Genomic DNA, 17,381 nt, shown 5'->3' with positions numbered 1-17,381 from the left:
CGGCGAAGGCGAAACGCTTACGCGCCGACTTCGTGAAGAATGTCGTCGGTGCTTTCGCGTTCTTCGAGATAGGTCGTGCGATAACCCGTGTGCACGCCCCAGTAATAGAAGATCAGCGCGAGCACGGCGACCGCCGCCATGTCCCAGCCGTACGGCAGCAATCCGTTTCCGCCGAAGTCCTTGCTGCCGATCAGCGACATGACCGCCATCGACGGCAGATAGGCCACGAGCCACCAAGCAGCCTTCAGATCGCGGCCCCAGCCTGCGAAACCGACCTTGCTCTGAAAATAGAAGTACACCGGCAACGCGACGACCATCAGCAGAATGATCTCGCCGGTCAGCGGCCACTTCGCCCAGAACAGCACGAGCGACGCGCACACGAATGCGAACGGCGCGACCAGGCCCATCAGCGGAATATTGACCGGGCGATCCAGATCCGGCGCCGCGCGGCGCAACGCCATCAGGCTGACCGGGCCGGTGAGATACGAGATGACCGTCGCCACCGAGATCACCGCCGCGAGCGTGCCCCAGCCGCGGAAGAAGAACAGGAACACGAACGACACGAACAGGTTGAACCACATCGCCTGACGCGGCACGCCGTAAAACGGATGCACGTTGCCGAACATCTTCGGCATCGTGTTGTTGCGCTCCATCGCGTAGATCATGCGCGTGGTCGTGGCCATATAGGTCGTGCCGGTGCCGCTCGGACTGACGAACGCATCGACATACAAGAGGATGGCGAGCCAATTCAGGTTGAGCGCGATCGCCAGTTCCGCGAACGGCGATGCAAAGTTGAAGTGCTGCCAGCCCTTCGCCACATCCGCCGGATTCACCGCGCCGATGTACGCGATCTGAAGCAGCACGTAGATCACGAGCGCGATCAGGATCGAACCGACCACGGCGAACGGGATGCTTTTCGCCGGATGGCGCGCCTCGCCCGCGAGGTTCACCGGGCTCTGAAAGCCGTTGAAGCTGAACACGATCCCGCTCGTCGCCACGGCGGTGAGAACCGCGGACCATCCGAACGGCGCGAAATTCGACGCCGTGCCGAAGTTCTCCGAATGGAAGCCCGAGAAGACGAGGCCGCCGATCGTCAAACCCGGCACCAGGAACTTGAAGATCGTGATGATCGAGTTCGCGCGCGCGAACAGCTTGACGCCCCAGTAATTCAGCAGGAAGTAAATGACGACCAGCACGGCCGACAACAGCAGGCCAGTAGTCGTGAGCGTATGTCCGACGAACAGCTCGTGCGCCCATTCGTACGGCCAGGTGCTCATGTACTGGATGGACGCTTCCGCTTCGATCGGAATGACGGACACGATCGCGATCCAGTTCGCCCAAGCGCTGATGAATCCGACCAGCGCGCCGTGCGAATAGCGCGCGTAGCGCACCATGCCGCCGGATTCGGGAAAGGTTGCGCCCAGTTCGGCGTAGGTCAGCGCAATCGCCAGAATGACCACCGCACCGATGATCCACGCGCAAATCGCGGCGGGTCCGGCGATCTGCGACGCCTTCCACGCACCGAACAGCCACCCCGACCCGATGATGGATCCGAGGCCCGTCAGCATCAGCGCCAACGGACCGATGTTTCGCTTAATCGACTTCTCTGTCACTTTTCCTCCAAATATCTCGCACTGCCGGAATAGAAACGGCTCGCGGAGCCGCCGTTGCCCGATCCAGCAACGACCATGTCTGGCAGCCGGCGATATCGGTGCAACCGTCAAGAAGGCGCGTAGTTTAACGGTTGCACCTTTCGAATGCAGTGCATATTGGAGAGAAGTTCGCCCTAAAGCGGGGATTCCTTGAGCCAGTCGAGACCGGATGCGCAAGCGCTGTAAAATTTGCTTACGCATCTCAAAAAAATCCCTTCAGAGTTGTCGGATATTAATTGACCGCGAAATCGTTTCGCCGTATAAAGCTTCTTGCAGGATTTCAAGTGGCGAGTGAATTGGTTCTTTCGAGTTCGCCATCACGGTACTCCGGTTGGTCCCATTGCCCCTTCCTTGATTTTCCGCACCCCTGGGCTTCGGCCTTATTCATCATTTTTTTGGAACAAGTAACATGGAAACCGGTACCGTCAAGTGGTTCAATGACGCAAAGGGCTTTGGCTTCATCACTCCGGATGGCGGCGGCGAAGATCTGTTCGCGCACTTCTCGGAAATCCGCATCGAAGGCTTCAAGACGCTTCAGGAAAACCAAAAGGTTTCCTACGAAGTGAAGACCGGCCCGAAGGGCAAGCAAGCCGCGAACATCAAGCCGGTCTAAGACCCGCTAGAATTCGTATGAAAAACCCCGCTTCGGCGGGGTTTTTTGTTTTCTGCGCGGCTGCGTGATCCGCATCAGGCGAAGATGCGTTGCGCGTAGATTCCGAGTCCTTTCGCCACGCTGGCGAGACGATCGCCGAATACCGGTTTCGCGCCGGGAAACGCCGCCGAAAGCGCGTCCGACAGGAATCGCAGGCCCGTCGTGCCACCTGTGAAATAGACCGCGCCCACGTCCGCCGGCGCGACGCCCGCCCGCTTGAGCGTCTCGTGCGCCGCCTCGACGATCCGCCGCGTTTCGTCCGCGCCGGCCGCGATGAGCTGCGTCTCGTCGAACCCGACGCGCAGCGCTTCTTCCACCTCTTCCATGTCGATTTCGGTCGTGCCGCCCGCGGCGACGTCGATCTTCGCTTCCTCGGCGTGCGCGGTCAGCGCGTGCCCGAGCCGGCGATACACGACGCGCATCAGCCGATCGTGATGCCGCACGTCGGTGTAGAGATGGCGCATCAGTTGCAATTCGCTCACGCGCTTCGGCGTATAGACCGTGTTGATCAGATGCCAGGTCGCGAGATCGAAATACACGGGGCTCGGCACTTCGCGCCCTTTCGGATCGAGCGATTGATAGCCGAGTTCGCGCAGCACCGTCGCGAGTTCCACGCGCCGGTCGAAATCCGTGCCGGCGACGTGCACGCCGTGGTGCGCGAGCACATCGCCCTTGCGCTCGAGATGCCGCGCGCGCTCCGGACCGACGCGCACGAGCGAAAAGTCCGACGTGCCGCCGCCGATATCGGCGACCAGGACGAGGCCTTCCTGCGTCAGCCCGGCCTCATAGTCGAAGGCCGCCGCGATCGGCTCGTACTGGAAATGGATCTCGCGCAAGCCGACCGCGTGCGCGCACGCTTCGAGCTGCTTTTGCGCGAGATGGTCGGCGCGCGGATCGTCGTCGACGAAAAATACGGGGCGGCCGAGCACCGCGCGCGTGAGCGGTTCGGCGGCGAGCGCCTGCGCCTTCTGCTTCAAATGCTGCAGAAAGAGCGTGATGACATCGGTGTATTTGATCGCCGAGCCGTCGCCCAGGTCGGTGCTGTTGTCCGCGAGCGGCGAACCGAGAATGCTCTTCATCGAGCGCATCAGGCGGCCGTCGAAGCCGTCGATGTACGCTTCGAGCGCCGCGCGGCCGTAGGACTGGTTATTCTCGTCGGTGTTGAAGAAAACCGCGGTGGGCAGCGTCGTCGCTTCGCCTTCGACGGGCGCCAGCCGGATCGACAATCCGTCGGGCAAAGCCACCGCTGAATTCGATGTGCCGAAATCGATCGCGCAATAAGTCATGGGCATCGGCGGCGTCCTGAAGACGCCGCATTCAAACATGGACGGCGTTTTTAACACGTTCGCGCGGGCGCATCAACCGCATTTCAGATATTTTTAAACCATAGAGTTTATTCGACAAAAGCGGAATATAACTTGCTCGCCTCGCGGCAATTTGTTTGATTTCGAGAGCACGCTCCGGACGCATGAACGAAACCGCCACGCCACGGGAGACCCGTTTGAGCGATACAGCCAGCGATCGCCCGGCGATCATCGAAACCGATCTGCCCGGGCGGCTCGATCGCCTGCCGTGGGGACGCTTTCACACGCTGATCGTCCTTGCGCTCGGCATCACCTGGCTGCTCGACGGCCTCGAAGTGACGCTCGCCGGCGCGGTCGCGAGCGCGCTGAAATCGAGCCCGGCGCTGCAGTTTTCGAATGCCGATGTCGGTATCGCGGGCAGCGCGTATATCGCAGGCGCGGTGCTCGGCGCGCTCGGGTTCGGCTGGCTCACGGACCGGCTCGGCCGGCGCAAGCTGTTCTTCATCACGCTCTTTCTGTACGTGGCCGCGACCGCCGCGACCGCGTTCTCGTGGAATCTCGCCACGTTCGTACTGTTCCGTTTTCTGACGGGCGCGGGCATCGGCGGCGAATACACGGCGATCAATTCGACGATTCAGGAATTCACGCCCGCCCGCCTGCGCGGCTGGACCGATCTCGCGATCAACGGCACGTTCTGGGTCGGCGCGGGCATCGGCGCGGCGGGCTCGATCGTGCTGCTCGATCCCGCCCTTCTTCCGCCCGATTGGGGCTGGCGGGCGTGCTTTCTGATCGGCGCGGCGCTCGGGCTCACGATTCTCTTCATGCGCATGTGGGTGCCGGAAAGCCCGCGCTGGCTCATCACGCACAATCGCGCGGACGAGGCGAGGCACGTCGTCGAGGAAATCGAGGCGCATTTCCGGCAGCACGGCGTCGAGATTCCCGACACGCCCGTCAAGCCGCTGCGTCTGCACGCGCGTGATGGCACGCCGATCCGCGAAGTCGTCCACACGCTGTTCAAGGCGCATCGCAGCCGCTCGCTCGTCGGATTGGTGCTGATGACCGCGCAGGCGTTCTTCTACAACGCGATTTTCTTCACCTACGCGCTCGTGCTGACCGATTTCTATCATGTGCCGGGCGATCACATCGGCTGGTACGTGCTGCCGTTCGCCGCCGGGAATTTTCTCGGTCCGGTGCTGCTCGGCAGGCTTTTCGACGTGCTCGGACGGCGTCGCATGATCGCGTCGACGTATGCGATCTCGGGCGTGCTGCTGACGGTGAGCGGCTGGATGTTCATGCACGGCATGCTCACCGTGACGACGCAAACCATCGCGTGGATGGTGATTTTCTTCTTCGCGTCGGCGGCGGCAAGTTCCGCGTATCTGACCGTGAGCGAGACGTTCCCGCTGGAAATTCGCGCGCTCGCCATCGCCGTGTTCTACGCGTTCGGCACGGCGCTCGGCGGCATTATCGGGCCGACGCTTTTCGGTCAGTTGATCGACACGCACGAGCGCGGCCCTGTGTTCGTCGGCTATCTGATCGGCTCGCTGCTGATGATCGCGGCGGCGGTCGTCGCCGGAATCTGGGGCGTCGCGGCGGAGCGCAAATCGCTCGAAGATGTCGCTCGTCCGCTGTCGGCGGCGGACGAGCACTGACCGCGCTTACTTGAACGCCTTGTCCCACGCGCCTTCGAAGGCCGCTTCAGCCAGCGTCTTGCGTGCGCGCGGCGCCGCTTCGCGCTCGCGCAGCGCGTCGTCGAGCTCGCTTGCGTCGCCGTGATGCCCGATCGCGATCATCGCGATGATCTCGACATTGGCGGGAACCGAGAACGCCTGACGGAAGGCGTCGCGGTCGAAGCCGCCCATCTGATGCGTCGCGAGTCCGAGCGCGTGCGCCTGGAGCACCAGCGCCATCGCGGCCGCGCCGGTGTCATAAGTCGCGGTGCGGTTCGCGTCGCCTTTCGGCGTGAGCGTGGACGCCGTCACGCAGACGAGCAGCGGCACGTTCACGTTCCATTTCTGATTCGACGGCGCGAGCGTATCGAACGCGCGTTTGAACGCGGCTTCGTCGCGATGACGATCGAACGCGATGAAACGCCACGGCTGCAAATTGTTCGACGACGGCGCCCAACGCGCCGCTTCGAGCAGGCGATGCAACGTCGTGCGCTCGATCGGCGCATTGGAAAAGGCGCGCGGGCTCCAGCGGCCGGCGATCAGTTCGTGGATGTCGACATCGGTCGGAGCGGGTTTCGTGCTCATGTTGGTCCTCGTTGGCGTGATGAAAGACAAACGGCGCGCATCGGCAAAGATGCGCGCCGTTCAACGCGACAAGGATAAACAAGCTCGCGCGCGCGTGCAGATCGTCAGGTCGCGGCGACGCCCATCGTCCGGCCCGCGCGATTGATGCGCAGCACCGTCACGGCGGCGACGAGGCACAGGCCGCCGGAGATCATCGTGGCGACGGTATAGCTGCCGAGGCTCGAACGCAGCATGCCGCCGCCGAGCGCCGCGAACGCCGCGCCGAGCTGATGGCCCGCGACGACCCAGCCGAACACGATCGGCGCCGATTCCTTGCCGTAGACATCGGTGGCGAGGCGCACGGTCGGCGGCACGGTGGCGATCCAGTCGAGCCCGTAGAACACGGCGAAGAGCGGCAGGCCGAAGAAATCGATGCCGAACGCATACGGCAGATAGATCAGCGACAGTCCGCGAAGGCCGTAGTACCAGAACAGCAGCACGCGCGAGTTGAAACGGTCGGAAAGCCAGCCGGAGAGCGTCGTGCCGAAGAGATCGAAAATGCCCATCGCGGCGAGCAGCGTCGCGCCCTGCACTTGCGTCATGCCGTAGTCGGAGCACATCGCGATCAGATGCGTGCCGACGTAACCGTTCGTGCTCGCGCCGCAGACGAAGAAGCTGAAGAACAGCAGCCAGAAATCGCGCGTCTTGCTGGCCATCGCGAGCGTGCCGAACGCGACCTTGATCGGATTTTTCGGCGGCGGGAGCGCGCCGGGCGGCAAGTCGGCGGTCTCGCCGACCGGACGCAGCGAGAGATCGGCCGGGCGCTCGGGCAGCAGCCACGCGACGAGCGGCAACACGATCGCCGCCGCCGCCGCGACGACGAACACTACCGGACGCCAGCCGTAATGCTCGGAGATCGAAGCGAGGAACGGCAGGAACACGAGCTGGCCGGTCGCGGAACTCGCGGTGAGAATGCCCATCGCGAGGCCGCGATGCGTCGTGAACCAGCGATTCACGATCGTCGCGGACAGCGTGAGCGCGGCCACGCCCGTCGCGCTGCCGACCATCACGCCCCAGACGAGCACCATTTGCCACGGCTCGGTCATCATCGACGAAATGCCGACGCCGGCGGCAAGCGTCGCAATTGCGGCCAGCACGGTCGGGCGCACGCCGAAACGCTGCATCGCGGCCGCGGCGAACGGGCCCGCGAGACCGTAGAGCGCGAGATTGATCGAAATCGCCAGCGAAATCGTGCCGCGCGACCAGCCGAACTGCTTTTCGAGCGGCAACATCATGACGCTCGGCGTTGCGCGCGTGCCAGCCGCCGCGAGCAACACCAGGAACACGACGCCCACCGCGACCCAGCCGTAATGCATACGGCCGTTCAGCCGTCTCGCTACCCAATTCATCGCTGCTCCGTCAGGTTGATTTTTATCTCAAGCAAGAACCTTCGTTACCGTTCTGTCACATCAGAGTTGCGAGCTTAGTTACCGATCGGTAACATGTCAAGCATGGAGCAGAAATCATCGAGGATCCGATCTTGACCCGAGTAACGTCCGATCAGCCGAAAACCGCCGCCCGTCGTAACGCGCGCACGGACGCGGCGACCGCGCAGGAGCAATTGCTCGACGCGGCGCAGGAGCTTTTCTATCGCGACGGCATCCGCGCGATCGGCGTCGATGCCGTCGTCGAGCGGGCGGGCGTCAATAAAATGAGCCTGTATCGGCAATTCGCGTCGAAAGACGAACTCGTCGTCGCGTATCTGGAGCGCATGGATGAAAGATTCCGGCGGCGCTTCGAGGCGAGCGTCGCGAAACATCCCGGCGAGCCGGCGAAACAGCTCGTCCAGGCGCTCGAAGATCTGGTGAAGCGCGCGTCGTCGCCCGATTACCGCGGCTGCCCGTTCGTGAACATCGCGTGCGAATTCGGCGATCCGGCGCATCCCGCGCGCCAATCGGTCGAGCGCAACAAAAGTTACCTGATGACCCGTCTCGTCGAAATTTCGACGGCCGCCGGAGCGGATAATCCCGTCGAGCTGGCGGAATCGCTCGCGTTGCTCGTCGACGGCATCTACGCGACGAGCCAGACCTACGGCCCCGGTTCGGGCCCGCTGCTCGCCGCGCCGCGCATCGCGCGCACGCTGATCGCGGCGGCCTGCGCCGGGCATCGCAAACAGGAAGATTCATGAATGACAGCAGCAACCGCGACGACGTGATCGCGGCGACCCGACACTGGCTCACCCGCGCGGTGATCGGACTCAACCTGTGCCCGTTCGCGAAGAGCGTGCATGTCAAAGAGCAGATTCGCTATGTGGTGAGCGAGGCGCGCGGCGTGGACGACCTCGTCGTGGAACTGACCGATGAACTTCGCCTCTTGCGCGACACCGACGCGGAAGTAATCGACACGACGCTTTTCATCACGCCGCACGCGTTCGCCGATTTCGCCGACTATAACGACGCGCTCTTCTTCGCCGAGCGCCTCGTCGATCAATTGGGACTCGCGGGCGAATTGCAGATCGCGAGTTTTCATCCGGACTATCGGTTCGAAGGCACCGGGCCCGACGATATCGACAACTACACGAATCGCGCGCCGTACCCGACGTTCCATCTGATCCGCGAAGCGAGCATCGATCGCGCGGTGGCTGCATTTCCCGATGCGGCCGACATCTACGAACGCAATATCGAAACGCTGCGCCGTCTCGGGCACGACGGCTTCGCAGCGTGGATGAAAGAGAAGTCCTGATCAGTGCGCGGGCGCGAAAAAGCGCTCGCGCAACTCGTCCAGCCCGAGCGTTTCCAGCACGTCAGACAGCCTTTGCGCAGGCCGGCCGCGCGGCAGGTCCTTGAATTGCGCAACGATGAGCTCGTTCTTCATCGAATGTTCCCAGCCGACGAGTTCCGTTACGCTCACCTGATAACCGTGCGATTCGAGCTGCAGGCAGCGCAGCACGTTCGTGATCTGGCTCCCGAATTCGCGCGTGTGCAGCGGATGCCGCCACATTTCCGTCAGCACGTTCTTCGAAAGCGAGTGGCCCTTGTTCTTGCGCAGCACCGAAGCCACTTCCGCCTGACAGCACGGCACCACGACGATGTATTTCGCTTTCTTTTGCAGAGCGAACTGGATGGCGTCGTCGGTGGCGGTGTTGCACGCGTGAAGCGCGGTGACGATATCGATCGAATCAGGTAGACGATCTGAATCAATTGATTCGGCCACCGACAGATTCAAAAATGACATCCCCGTAAACCCGAGTCGGCCAGCCAATTCTTCCGATTTTTTTACGAGCTCTTCGCGCGTCTCGATTCCAAAGATGTGTGACCGATCGCGCAGAGTCTTGAAGAAGAGATCGTAGAGAATAAACCCAAGATAGGATTTTCCTGCACCGTGATCGACAAGTGATACGGCCCCTTGGCGCTCATGAACTTCGGCGAGAAGCGGTTCGATGAACTGATAGAGGTGATAGACCTGCTTCAGTTTGCGGCGGCTGTCCTGATTCATCTTGCCGTCGCGCGTGAGGATATGGAGTTCCTTCAGCAGTTCGATCGACTGGCCTGGACGAATCTCGTGTTTGGTGGATGGGTCGGGTGTGCCCGGAGCCGACGCGGAGGACTTCCTGGTCATCTTGAAGGTGTGTTGAATAAAAAAAGCGGAGCAGTTCGCGCCGAATGTGCGCTAACCGCTGGTTCTGCCGTCTCAAAAGGGGAAGTTTACCCAAAAGCGCGAAGACGCTCTTGTTCCAGCCACGGCTGATCGGCCAATGCGTGGCAGCAAACGCATGGAACGGATTGTGCATCGTCGGACAATGAGGCCATTGGAAAAGACGACACAGCGTGGCCTCGCGGCTGCGTACCGATGCAGCAAGCAGGAGCAACAAGCCAGTAACAAGCCGTGCCTCGACACGTCGAACGTCGTCACCCGCGCCCACCTTGTTACGTAACACCTAACGCACAGCGCGGCGAATGCGACTCGCCGGCGCCATGAACATGAGAGGACGGCGATGGATGCGATCCCGGACAAGAAAGCAGAGAAACAATTTCAGGAGATGCTCGCGGCACTGACCGCGATGCCCGCGTGGAGCGAAAAGCAGCAACTCGAACTCGAAATGGCACGAGAGATTTCCGTGGAGATGTTGCGCCTCGCCGAATCGATGCGCGACGGCTCCACCGATATCGAAACGTGCCTGACCATGCTGAAGTACGCCAAGGTGATGGATTTCGTCCTGACGACGCTCGCGTCACGCCGCGAGATTGCGCCGCAAACGTTGCGCGTGATCTTCAAGCTGGCGGGTCTGAAGGTCGATGAAGCCTATCCGGGCTGACGCGATCGCGCGTCTGAAACCGGTGCGCGTTCCGAGCGCGCGCCGGCGTCAGCTTTTGCGTTTGGTCATGAGGCGCGCCGCGGACTGACGCATGTGCCGCTGCATCGCGGCTTGCGCCTGTATGGCGTCGCGCGCTTCCAGTGCTTCCAGAATCTCGCGATGCTCGCCAAGCGCGGCCGCCCACGTTTCCTCTCCTTCGAAGTGCCCACGCAGTGTCGATGACAGCGGACTATGCCGCTCGTCATACAGACTGCCGACCGTTCGCACGAGCACGTCGTTGCCGGTCATCTGCGCGATCGCGATGTGAAACGCGCGATCGGCCGCCATCGGCACCTGGCCGTTCGCGACTTCGCGCGCCATCGTCTCGTACACGGCGCGCAACGCCTTGATCTCTTTCGGTTTCGAGAACGGCGCGACGCTCGCCGCGATCGCGCCCTCGATTACGCCGCGCGCGTTCATGATCTCGATCGGGCTTTCGCCCAGTTCCGCTTCGCTCGTCGCCGGCTTCGCCGACGGCGCCGCGACGATGTACACGCCCGAGCCCATGCGAATTTCGACGCGCCCTTCCAGTTCCAGCGCGACAAGCGCCTCGCGCACCGATGGCCGCGACACGCCGAGCGTCTGCGCCAGTTCGCGCTCGGACGGCAAGCGGCCGTTCGGCGCGAAATCCTGCTGTTCGATCAGCCCGCGCAGCTTGTCGGCGATCTGTAGATAGAGGCGACGCGTTTCGGCTGGTTTGACGCTCACGAGCTGGCTCCTGCTTTTCGTCTCGGGGAAAACGTGGATTGTAATCAGTGGAAGGGTTGACGCGCCGTGGGGCGGGCGTTTGCCGTCCGCAGACTGCTTACAAGTGGCTTGACCAATTCTGTTTCAAGACACTAGTATGCAATCCGGTAAGGCCAGGTGGGCCAATTTTTTTACGGCGATCTGGAACCGTTCCCAGACGAAATTCCTCCCTAGCGCGCGCGACGATGAGCAATCCGATTCTCCAATTCGGCACCAGCCGCTTTTTGCAGGCACACGTCGATTTTTTCGTGACCGTTGCAGCGCGCCGCGATCCGGCGAAAGCGCTCGGCAAGATTACCGTCGTCCAGACGACGTCGAGCGCCGACAGCCGCGCGCGTGTCGAGGCCTTGCGCTCGGCCGGGCGTTATCCGGTGCGCATCCGTGGCCGTCAGCGCGATGAAACCATCGATATGACGGTCGAATGCGATGCCATCACCGAAGCGCTGCACGCGAACGAAGACTGGCCCTTGCTGATCGAGCGCGTGAAGCGCGACGTGAAAGTGATCGTCTCGAACACCGCCGACGCAGGGTACGCGCTTTTCGATGAAGACACCGCCGATCTGCTCGACGGCCAGCGCACGCCGCGCGGCTTCGCGGCAAAGCTCGCGGTGCTGCTGCACGCGCGGCATCGCGCCGGCGGCGCGCCGATCACGCTTCTGCCCTGCGAACTCGTTTCGCGCAACGGCGATACGCTGCGCGATCTGGTCATCGGCGTGGCGCGCGGCTGGAACGTCGACGACGCGTTCATCGCTTATCTGACGAACGACTGCGTGTGGGTGAATTCGCTCGTGGACCGCATCGTGTCGGAGCCGATACAACCTGTCGGCGCGATCGCGGAGCCGTACGCGCTGTGGGCGATCGAGCGTCAGGACGGCATGGTATTGCCGTGCGAGCACGAGGACATCGTCGTCACCGACGATCTCGCGCACTACGAACGCCTCAAGCTTCTGATGCTGAATCTCGGCCACACGATGCTCGCGCAGATCTGGCGCACGCGCGACGGCTCGCCGGACATGACCGTACTCGACGCGATGCGCGATCCGGCCTATCGCGAGCCGCTCGAAGCGACGTGGCGCGACGAAGTGCTTCCCGTATTCGCGGCGCTCGGCAAGGGCGACGTTGCGGCCGACTACCTCGCGAGCGTGCGCGACCGCTTCGAGAACCCGTTTCTCGTCCATCGGCTCGCTGACATCGCGCGCAATCACGACGAGAAGAAAGTTCGACGCTTTCAGCCCGTCATCGATCTGGCGCGCGAACTGAAGCTCGACATCGAACAAACGCGTCTTCGCGACGCACTCGAAACCGCCTGACGACCGGCCCGACCGATTTTCAATCACGGCTCACCGCGCCGGCATCGCGGATCGAGCTGGAACACATTGAAGTGCCGCCCCATTGAGGAGACAAACGATGCGCAAAATGCGTTGGGTAGTGATATTTCTGGCCTTTCTGGCAATCGCGATCAATTACATCGATCGTGCAAACCTTGCGGTCGCCGCGCCGCAAATCGAAAAAGCGCTCAATATCGGCCCGGCCGAAATGGGCTTCATCCTGAGCGGCTTCTTCTGGAGCTACGCGCTCATGCAGATGCCGTTCGGCTGGTTCGTCGATCGCGTCGGCGCACGCATCGCATTGCCGCTCGCGGTGGGCTGGTGGTCGGTGTTCACGGCGTTGACCGCGGTTGCGACGAGCGTCGTCGGCATGTTCGGCTGCCGCCTGATGCTGGGCGTCGGCGAAGCGGGCGCGTATCCGTCGTGCGCGAAGCTCGTGTCGCAATGGTTCACAAAATCGCAGCGCGCATTCGCGACCAGCATCTTCGATTCGGGCTCGCGCGTGGGTTCGGCACTGTCCATTCCGGTCGTCGCGTTCATCATCAGCTCGTTCGGCTGGGAAGCGTCGTTCGTCATTACCGGCGTGATCGGCTTCGTGTGGATTCTCGGCTGGTTCCTGATCTACCGTAACAAGTCGAAGGGCGATCTCACCGGCGAAACCGATGTCGCGCCGGTGCCGGTTGCGCCGAAGAACAAGGTGTCGTGGGCGTCGCTGTTCAAGTACCGCACGCTGTGGGGCATGATGCTCGGCTTCTTCTGCCTGAACTTCGTGATCTACTTCTTCATCACCTGGTTCCCGAGCTATCTCGTGCAGGCGCACGGCTTCTCGCTGAAATCGCTCGGCACGCTCGGCACGATTCCCGCGCTGATGTCGATTCCCGGCGGCTGGCTCGGCGGCTTCATCTCCGATTCGCTCTTCAAGCGCGGCTGGAGCCTGACCGCCGCACGCAAGACCTGCATGGTCGGCGGCATGCTGATGTCGTCCGTCATCACGCTGTGCGCGTTCGTCGAAAACATTTATCTGATGCTCGCGTTCTTCGGCATCGCTTACGCGAGTCTCGCGTTCGCCGCTGCATCGATCTGGTCGCTCCCGAGCGACGTCGCGCCGACGCCGGATCACGTCGCGTCGATCGGCGGCATCCAGAATTTCGCGTCGAATCTGGCAGGCATCGTCATCACCACGTTCACCGGCGTGATGCTCGCGATCACCAAGGGCTCGTTCGTGATTCCGCTGTGCGTCGCGGGCGGCTTCTGCTTCCTCGGCGCGTTCAGCTATCTTTTCATTGTCGGCAAGATCGAACCGCTCAATCGCGCCGAAGAAGAGCAAGCCCGGCGCGACGACGGTCGCGCACCTTCCACGGTCTGAGTCTGAGAACAAAACCATGTCCACCACATCCACCGACCATGCGGTCATCCGGCTGCATCCGAACGACGACGTCGTGATCGCGACGCGTCAGTTGCTCTCCGGCGCGCGGATCGCGTCGGAGGATCTCGTCGTCGCCGGGCTGATTCCGCCGGGCCACAAGATCGCGACGCGCGATATCGCGGCGGGCGCGCCCGTGAAGCGCTACAACCAGATCATCGGCGTGGCGAAGGAAGCGATCGCGCGCGGGCAGCACGTCCACACGCACAATCTGTCGATGGCCGATTTCGCGCGCGAGCACGAGTTCGGCGTCGATCTGCATCCGACGCCGTTCGTCGACAAGCCCGCGACTTTCATGGGCATCCGCCGCGAGGACGGCCGCATCGCCACGCGCAATTTCGTCGGCGTGCTGACGAGCGTGAACTGCTCGGCGACGGTCGCCCGCGCGATCGCCGATCATTTCCGGCGCGACGTGCATCCGGAAGCGCTCGCGGATTACCCGAACGTCGACGGCGTGATCGCGCTGACGCACGGTCTCGGATGCGGCATCGACATGCAGGGCGAAGGGCTCGGCATCTTGCGGCGCACGCTTGCGGGTTACGCGGTGCATCCGAATTTTCATTCGGTGCTGTTCGTGGGTCTGGGATGCGAGACCAATCAGATTTCCGGTGTGCTCGAATCGAGCGGGCTGAAGGACGGTTCGCATCTGAAGAGCTTCACGATTCAGGATAGCGGCGGCACGCGCAAGACGATCGAACGCGGCATCGCGCTGGTGAAGGAAATGCTCGCCGATGCCAATCGCGTGCAGCGCGAGCCGCTGCCGGCGTCGCACCTGATCGTCGGTTTGCAGTGCGGCGGGTCGGATGGCTATTCGGGCATTTCGGCGAATCCCGCATTGGGCGCGGCGGTCGACAAGCTCGTCGCGCATGGCGGCACGGCGATTCTTTCCGAAACGCCGGAAGTGTATGGCGCGGAGCATCTGCTGACGCGCCGCGCGGTGAGCCGCGAGGTCGGAGAGAAACTGCTCACGCGTATCAAGTGGTGGGAAGAATACTGCGCGCGCAATGGCGCGGCGATGGACAACAATCCGTCGGCAGGCAACAAGGTCGGCGGATTGACGACGATCCTCGAAAAATCGCTCGGCGCGGTCGCGAAAGGCGGGACAACGAATCTCGTCGAAGTGTACGAGTACGCTCAGCGCATCGACGCGAAAGGCTTCGTGTTCATGGATTCGCCCGGCTACGATCCGATGTCGGCGACGGGCCAGGTTGCATCGGGCGCAAATCTGATCTGCTTCACGACGGGACGCGGTTCGGCTTATGGATGCGCGCCGTCGCCGTCGCTCAAACTGGCGACGAACACCGCGCTGTGGGAACGCCAGGAAGAGGACATGGATATCAATTGCGGCGGCGTGATCGACGGCTCCGCGACCATCGAACAACTCGGCGACGAAATCTTCCAGATGATGCTCGACTGTGCGTCAGGCGTGGCGTCGAAGAGCGAACTCCACGGGTATGGGCAGAGTGAGTTCGTGCCTTGGCAGGTGGGTGTGGTGACTTGAGGCTTCTATTTTGGTGAAAAAAACGCGCCGTGTTCCGGCGCGTTTTTCTTCGATCAGGCCGGTCCGAGGTCGATTTGGATTGGCTCGTGCGAGCAGTCGAACACCGTGCCGTGAAGCCGCACTTCGCACCATTCGCGAAAGAGTTTGAGCGATCGCTTCTGCGGCCACAATGCGTCGTCCGTGTACCAGTCGTCGAGCATCTGTTCGAAAATCGTCTGCCAGTTTCGGTTGATCCATTTCTCGGCGGACTCGATAACATCGTCGCCTCCGCATGGAATCAGGAACGTGTTTGGGTCGTCGCGCGCCTCGTCGAAAAGAACGGGACGCTGCGGGTCTGGTGCCGGATCGGCGCGGTTGATCCAATCGACGAACGGCTGCTTCGGCAAGACGACAGCAACCGCTCGATTGGTGATGAGAAGCGCATCGGATGGCATGTTCGCGACCTCGTTGGGAGCGCGGACGATCAGACCGTCTCGGCGTGTTGCGCCATCATCTGCAACGCGACGGCTTCCGCCACTTCGATGCCGTCGATCGCAGCCGAATAGATGCCCCCAGCGTAGCCCGCGCCCTCTCCCGCCGGATAAAGCCCCTCCACATTGACGCTCTGATAGTCGTCCTTGCGACGCACGCGGATCGGCGACGACGTGCGCGTCTCGACACCGGTCAACACTGCGTCGTGCATCGCGAATCCCTTGATCTTCTTGTCGAGCTCGGGCAACGCCTCGCGAATCGCTTCGATCACGTAATCGGGCAGCGCGGTGCTCAGATCGGTCGGCTTTACGCCCGGCTTGTAGGACGGCGCCACGGAACCGAGCGAAGTGGATGCGCGCCCCGCGATGAAATCGCCGACGAGTTGCCCCGGCGCGGAGTAGTCGCCGCCGCCGAGTTCGAACGCGCGCTCTTCCCACTTGCGCTGAAACGCGATGCCGGCCAGCGGGCCGCCCGGGTAGTCATCCGCCGTAATGCCGACGACGATGCCCGCGTTCGCGTTACGCTCGGCGCGCGAATACTGGCTCATGCCGTTCGTCACGACGCGGCCCGGCTCGGACGTCGCCGCGACGACCGTGCCGCCCGGGCACATGCAAAAGCTATAGACCACGCGTCCATTGCTGCAGTGATGGACCACTTTGTAGTCGGCGGCGCCGAGCTTTTCGTGGCCGGCGAATTTGCCGAAGCGGCTTCTGTCGATCACGCCTTGCGGATGCTCGATCCGGAAGCCGAGCGAGAACGGCTTGGCCTCCATGTAGACGCCGCGTTCGTGCAGCATCTCGAACGTATCGCGTGCGCTGTGACCGACGGCGAGCACGACGTGATCGCAGCGCAGCGTTTCGCCCGTCGAAAGTTTGAGCCCGCGCACCTTGCCGTTATCGATGTCGATGTCTTCAACCCGGTGCTGAAATCGCACTTCCCCGCCAAGCTGATGGATTTGCGCGCGCATCTTCTCGACCATGCTCACCAGCCGGAAGGTACCGATGTGCGGCCGGCTCAAATACAGAATGTCTTCCGGCGCGCCAGCTTTGACGAACTCCTCGAGCACCTTGCGGCCGTAATGTTTGGGATCCTTGATCTGGCTGTAGAGCTTGCCGTCCGAGAAAGTGCCTGCGCCGCCTTCGCCGAACTGCACGTTCGATTCCGGATTGAGCTCGTTGCGACGCCAGAGGCCCCACGTGTCTTTCGTCCGCTCGCGCACCGCTTTGCCGCGTTCGAGAATGATCGGCCGAAAACCCATCTGCGCGAGGATCAAGCCGGCGAAAAGCCCGCACGGTCCCATGCCGATGACGACGGGACGCAGCATCGTCGATTGCGCCGGCGCTTTTGCGACGAAACGATACGCCATGTCGGGCGTCACGCCGCAGTGCGGATGCGGATGCGCTTCCAGTCGCTTCAACACCGACGTTTCGTCTCGCACCTCGACATCGATGATGTAGGTGAGCTTGATATCGGCGCGCTTGCGGGCATCGTGTGCGCGGCGAAATACTTGAAAGCTCACGAGTTCGTTCGCGCCAACGCCGATTTCCGCGAGACGCGCGAGAACCGCAGTTTCGATAGCCGATTCGGGATGATCGAGCGAGAGCTTGAGTTCGCTTAGACGTAGCATGGGGAAATCGACGGCGCTCCGTACTTTTTGAAAAGCTGTAGAGAGATTCTAGCGCTTGCGCAACGCGCACTTCGCGGATTCGCAGATA

General features: G+C 62.4%; 16 protein-coding genes. 8 read left to right on the top strand and 8 right to left on the bottom strand.

The window, feature by feature from the left end; all coding sequences use genetic code 11:
• Positions 1-17 precede the first annotated feature (17 nt).
• A complete protein-coding gene (locus BG60_RS31335; RefSeq protein WP_075583595.1) occupies positions 18-1,568 on the bottom strand; it encodes an APC family permease in 1,551 nt (516 codons plus the stop codon).
• A 493-nt stretch (positions 1,569-2,061) separates the two neighbouring features.
• Between BG60_RS31335 and BG60_RS31330 the strand changes: the two genes are divergently transcribed.
• Positions 2,062-2,265, top strand: a complete 204-nt coding sequence (locus BG60_RS31330) for a cold-shock protein (protein ID WP_007000074.1) — start codon at positions 2,062-2,064, stop codon at positions 2,263-2,265.
• Between the two features lie 74 nt (positions 2,266-2,339).
• Here BG60_RS31330 and BG60_RS31325 read toward each other — a convergent pair whose 3' ends face one another.
• Positions 2,340-3,590, bottom strand: coding sequence for an Hsp70 family protein (locus tag BG60_RS31325; RefSeq protein WP_034473913.1), 1,251 nt, complete (start codon positions 3,588-3,590; stop codon positions 2,340-2,342).
• A 182-nt stretch (positions 3,591-3,772) separates the two neighbouring features.
• On the opposite strand from BG60_RS31325, the gene BG60_RS31320 reads away from it, so the two are divergent.
• Entirely contained in the window at positions 3,773-5,260 is a 1,488-nt protein-coding gene (locus BG60_RS31320) for an MFS transporter (RefSeq protein WP_051078918.1), read from the top strand.
• A 6-nt stretch (positions 5,261-5,266) separates the two neighbouring features.
• Here the strand turns inward: BG60_RS31320 and BG60_RS31315 are convergent, their stop codons facing one another.
• Both BG60_RS31315 and BG60_RS31310 read right to left on the bottom strand, forming a co-directional pair.
• Entirely contained in the window at positions 5,267-5,863 is a 597-nt protein-coding gene (locus tag BG60_RS31315) for a nitroreductase family protein (RefSeq protein WP_034473911.1), read from the bottom strand.
• A gap of 104 nt (positions 5,864-5,967) precedes the next feature.
• Positions 5,968-7,251: an MFS transporter gene (locus BG60_RS31310; protein ID WP_033536108.1), complete on the bottom strand. Its 1,284-nt coding sequence runs from the start codon at positions 7,249-7,251 to the stop codon at positions 5,968-5,970.
• A gap of 131 nt (positions 7,252-7,382) precedes the next feature.
• On the opposite strand from BG60_RS31310, the gene BG60_RS31305 reads away from it, so the two are divergent.
• Both BG60_RS31305 and BG60_RS31300 read left to right on the top strand, forming a co-directional pair.
• A complete protein-coding gene (locus tag BG60_RS31305) occupies positions 7,383-8,030 on the top strand; it encodes a TetR/AcrR family transcriptional regulator (RefSeq protein WP_008344380.1) in 648 nt (215 codons plus the stop codon).
• Complete coding sequence (locus tag BG60_RS31300) at positions 8,027-8,584, top strand: DUF1415 domain-containing protein (protein WP_008344378.1); 558 nt, start codon at positions 8,027-8,029, stop codon at positions 8,582-8,584. The genes BG60_RS31305 and BG60_RS31300 overlap by 4 nt, the downstream gene beginning before the upstream one ends.
• On the opposite strand, the gene BG60_RS31295 is transcribed toward BG60_RS31300, so the two are convergent.
• Positions 8,585-9,460, bottom strand: a complete 876-nt coding sequence (locus BG60_RS31295) for a class I SAM-dependent methyltransferase (RefSeq protein ID WP_008344377.1) — start codon at positions 9,458-9,460, stop codon at positions 8,585-8,587. It abuts the gene before it with no gap.
• 376 nt (positions 9,461-9,836) lie between these two features.
• On the opposite strand from BG60_RS31295, the gene BG60_RS31290 reads away from it, so the two are divergent.
• On the top strand, positions 9,837-10,157 hold the full coding sequence (locus BG60_RS31290; RefSeq protein WP_008344375.1) for a hypothetical protein: 321 nt from the start codon (positions 9,837-9,839) through the stop codon (positions 10,155-10,157).
• A gap of 48 nt (positions 10,158-10,205) precedes the next feature.
• Here BG60_RS31290 and BG60_RS31285 read toward each other — a convergent pair whose 3' ends face one another.
• Positions 10,206-10,904, bottom strand: a complete 699-nt coding sequence (locus BG60_RS31285; RefSeq protein WP_008344373.1) for a FadR/GntR family transcriptional regulator — start codon at positions 10,902-10,904, stop codon at positions 10,206-10,208.
• A 224-nt stretch (positions 10,905-11,128) separates the two neighbouring features.
• Between BG60_RS31285 and BG60_RS31280 the strand changes: the two genes are divergently transcribed.
• The 3 genes from BG60_RS31280 to BG60_RS31270 all read left to right on the top strand — a co-directional run bounded on the left by BG60_RS31280 (position 11,129) and on the right by BG60_RS31270 (position 15,195).
• On the top strand, positions 11,129-12,253 hold the full coding sequence (locus BG60_RS31280) for a mannitol dehydrogenase family protein (RefSeq protein WP_034473910.1): 1,125 nt from the start codon (positions 11,129-11,131) through the stop codon (positions 12,251-12,253).
• Between the two features lie 97 nt (positions 12,254-12,350).
• Positions 12,351-13,637: an MFS transporter gene (locus BG60_RS31275; protein ID WP_008344369.1), complete on the top strand. Its 1,287-nt coding sequence runs from the start codon at positions 12,351-12,353 to the stop codon at positions 13,635-13,637.
• A 16-nt stretch (positions 13,638-13,653) separates the two neighbouring features.
• Entirely contained in the window at positions 13,654-15,195 is a 1,542-nt protein-coding gene (locus BG60_RS31270) for a UxaA family hydrolase (RefSeq protein WP_034473909.1), read from the top strand.
• Between the two features lie 53 nt (positions 15,196-15,248).
• Here the strand turns inward: BG60_RS31270 and BG60_RS31265 are convergent, their stop codons facing one another.
• Both BG60_RS31265 and BG60_RS31260 read right to left on the bottom strand, forming a co-directional pair.
• Positions 15,249-15,581 (bottom strand): hypothetical protein, encoded by a 333-nt coding sequence (locus BG60_RS31265; RefSeq protein WP_235366208.1) that lies wholly within the window; start codon positions 15,579-15,581, stop codon positions 15,249-15,251.
• A 77-nt stretch (positions 15,582-15,658) separates the two neighbouring features.
• Positions 15,659-17,293, bottom strand: a complete 1,635-nt coding sequence (locus tag BG60_RS31260) for an NAD(P)/FAD-dependent oxidoreductase (RefSeq protein ID WP_034473908.1) — start codon at positions 17,291-17,293, stop codon at positions 15,659-15,661.
• Positions 17,294-17,381 lie beyond the last annotated feature (88 nt).

The sequence above is a fragment of the Caballeronia zhejiangensis genome (genome assembly GCF_000698575.1).
GTDB lineage: Bacteria > Pseudomonadota > Gammaproteobacteria > Burkholderiales > Burkholderiaceae > Caballeronia > Caballeronia zhejiangensis.
Note: the sequence above shows the minus strand (reverse complement) of the source record. Positions and strands in the feature narration are given on the sequence as shown.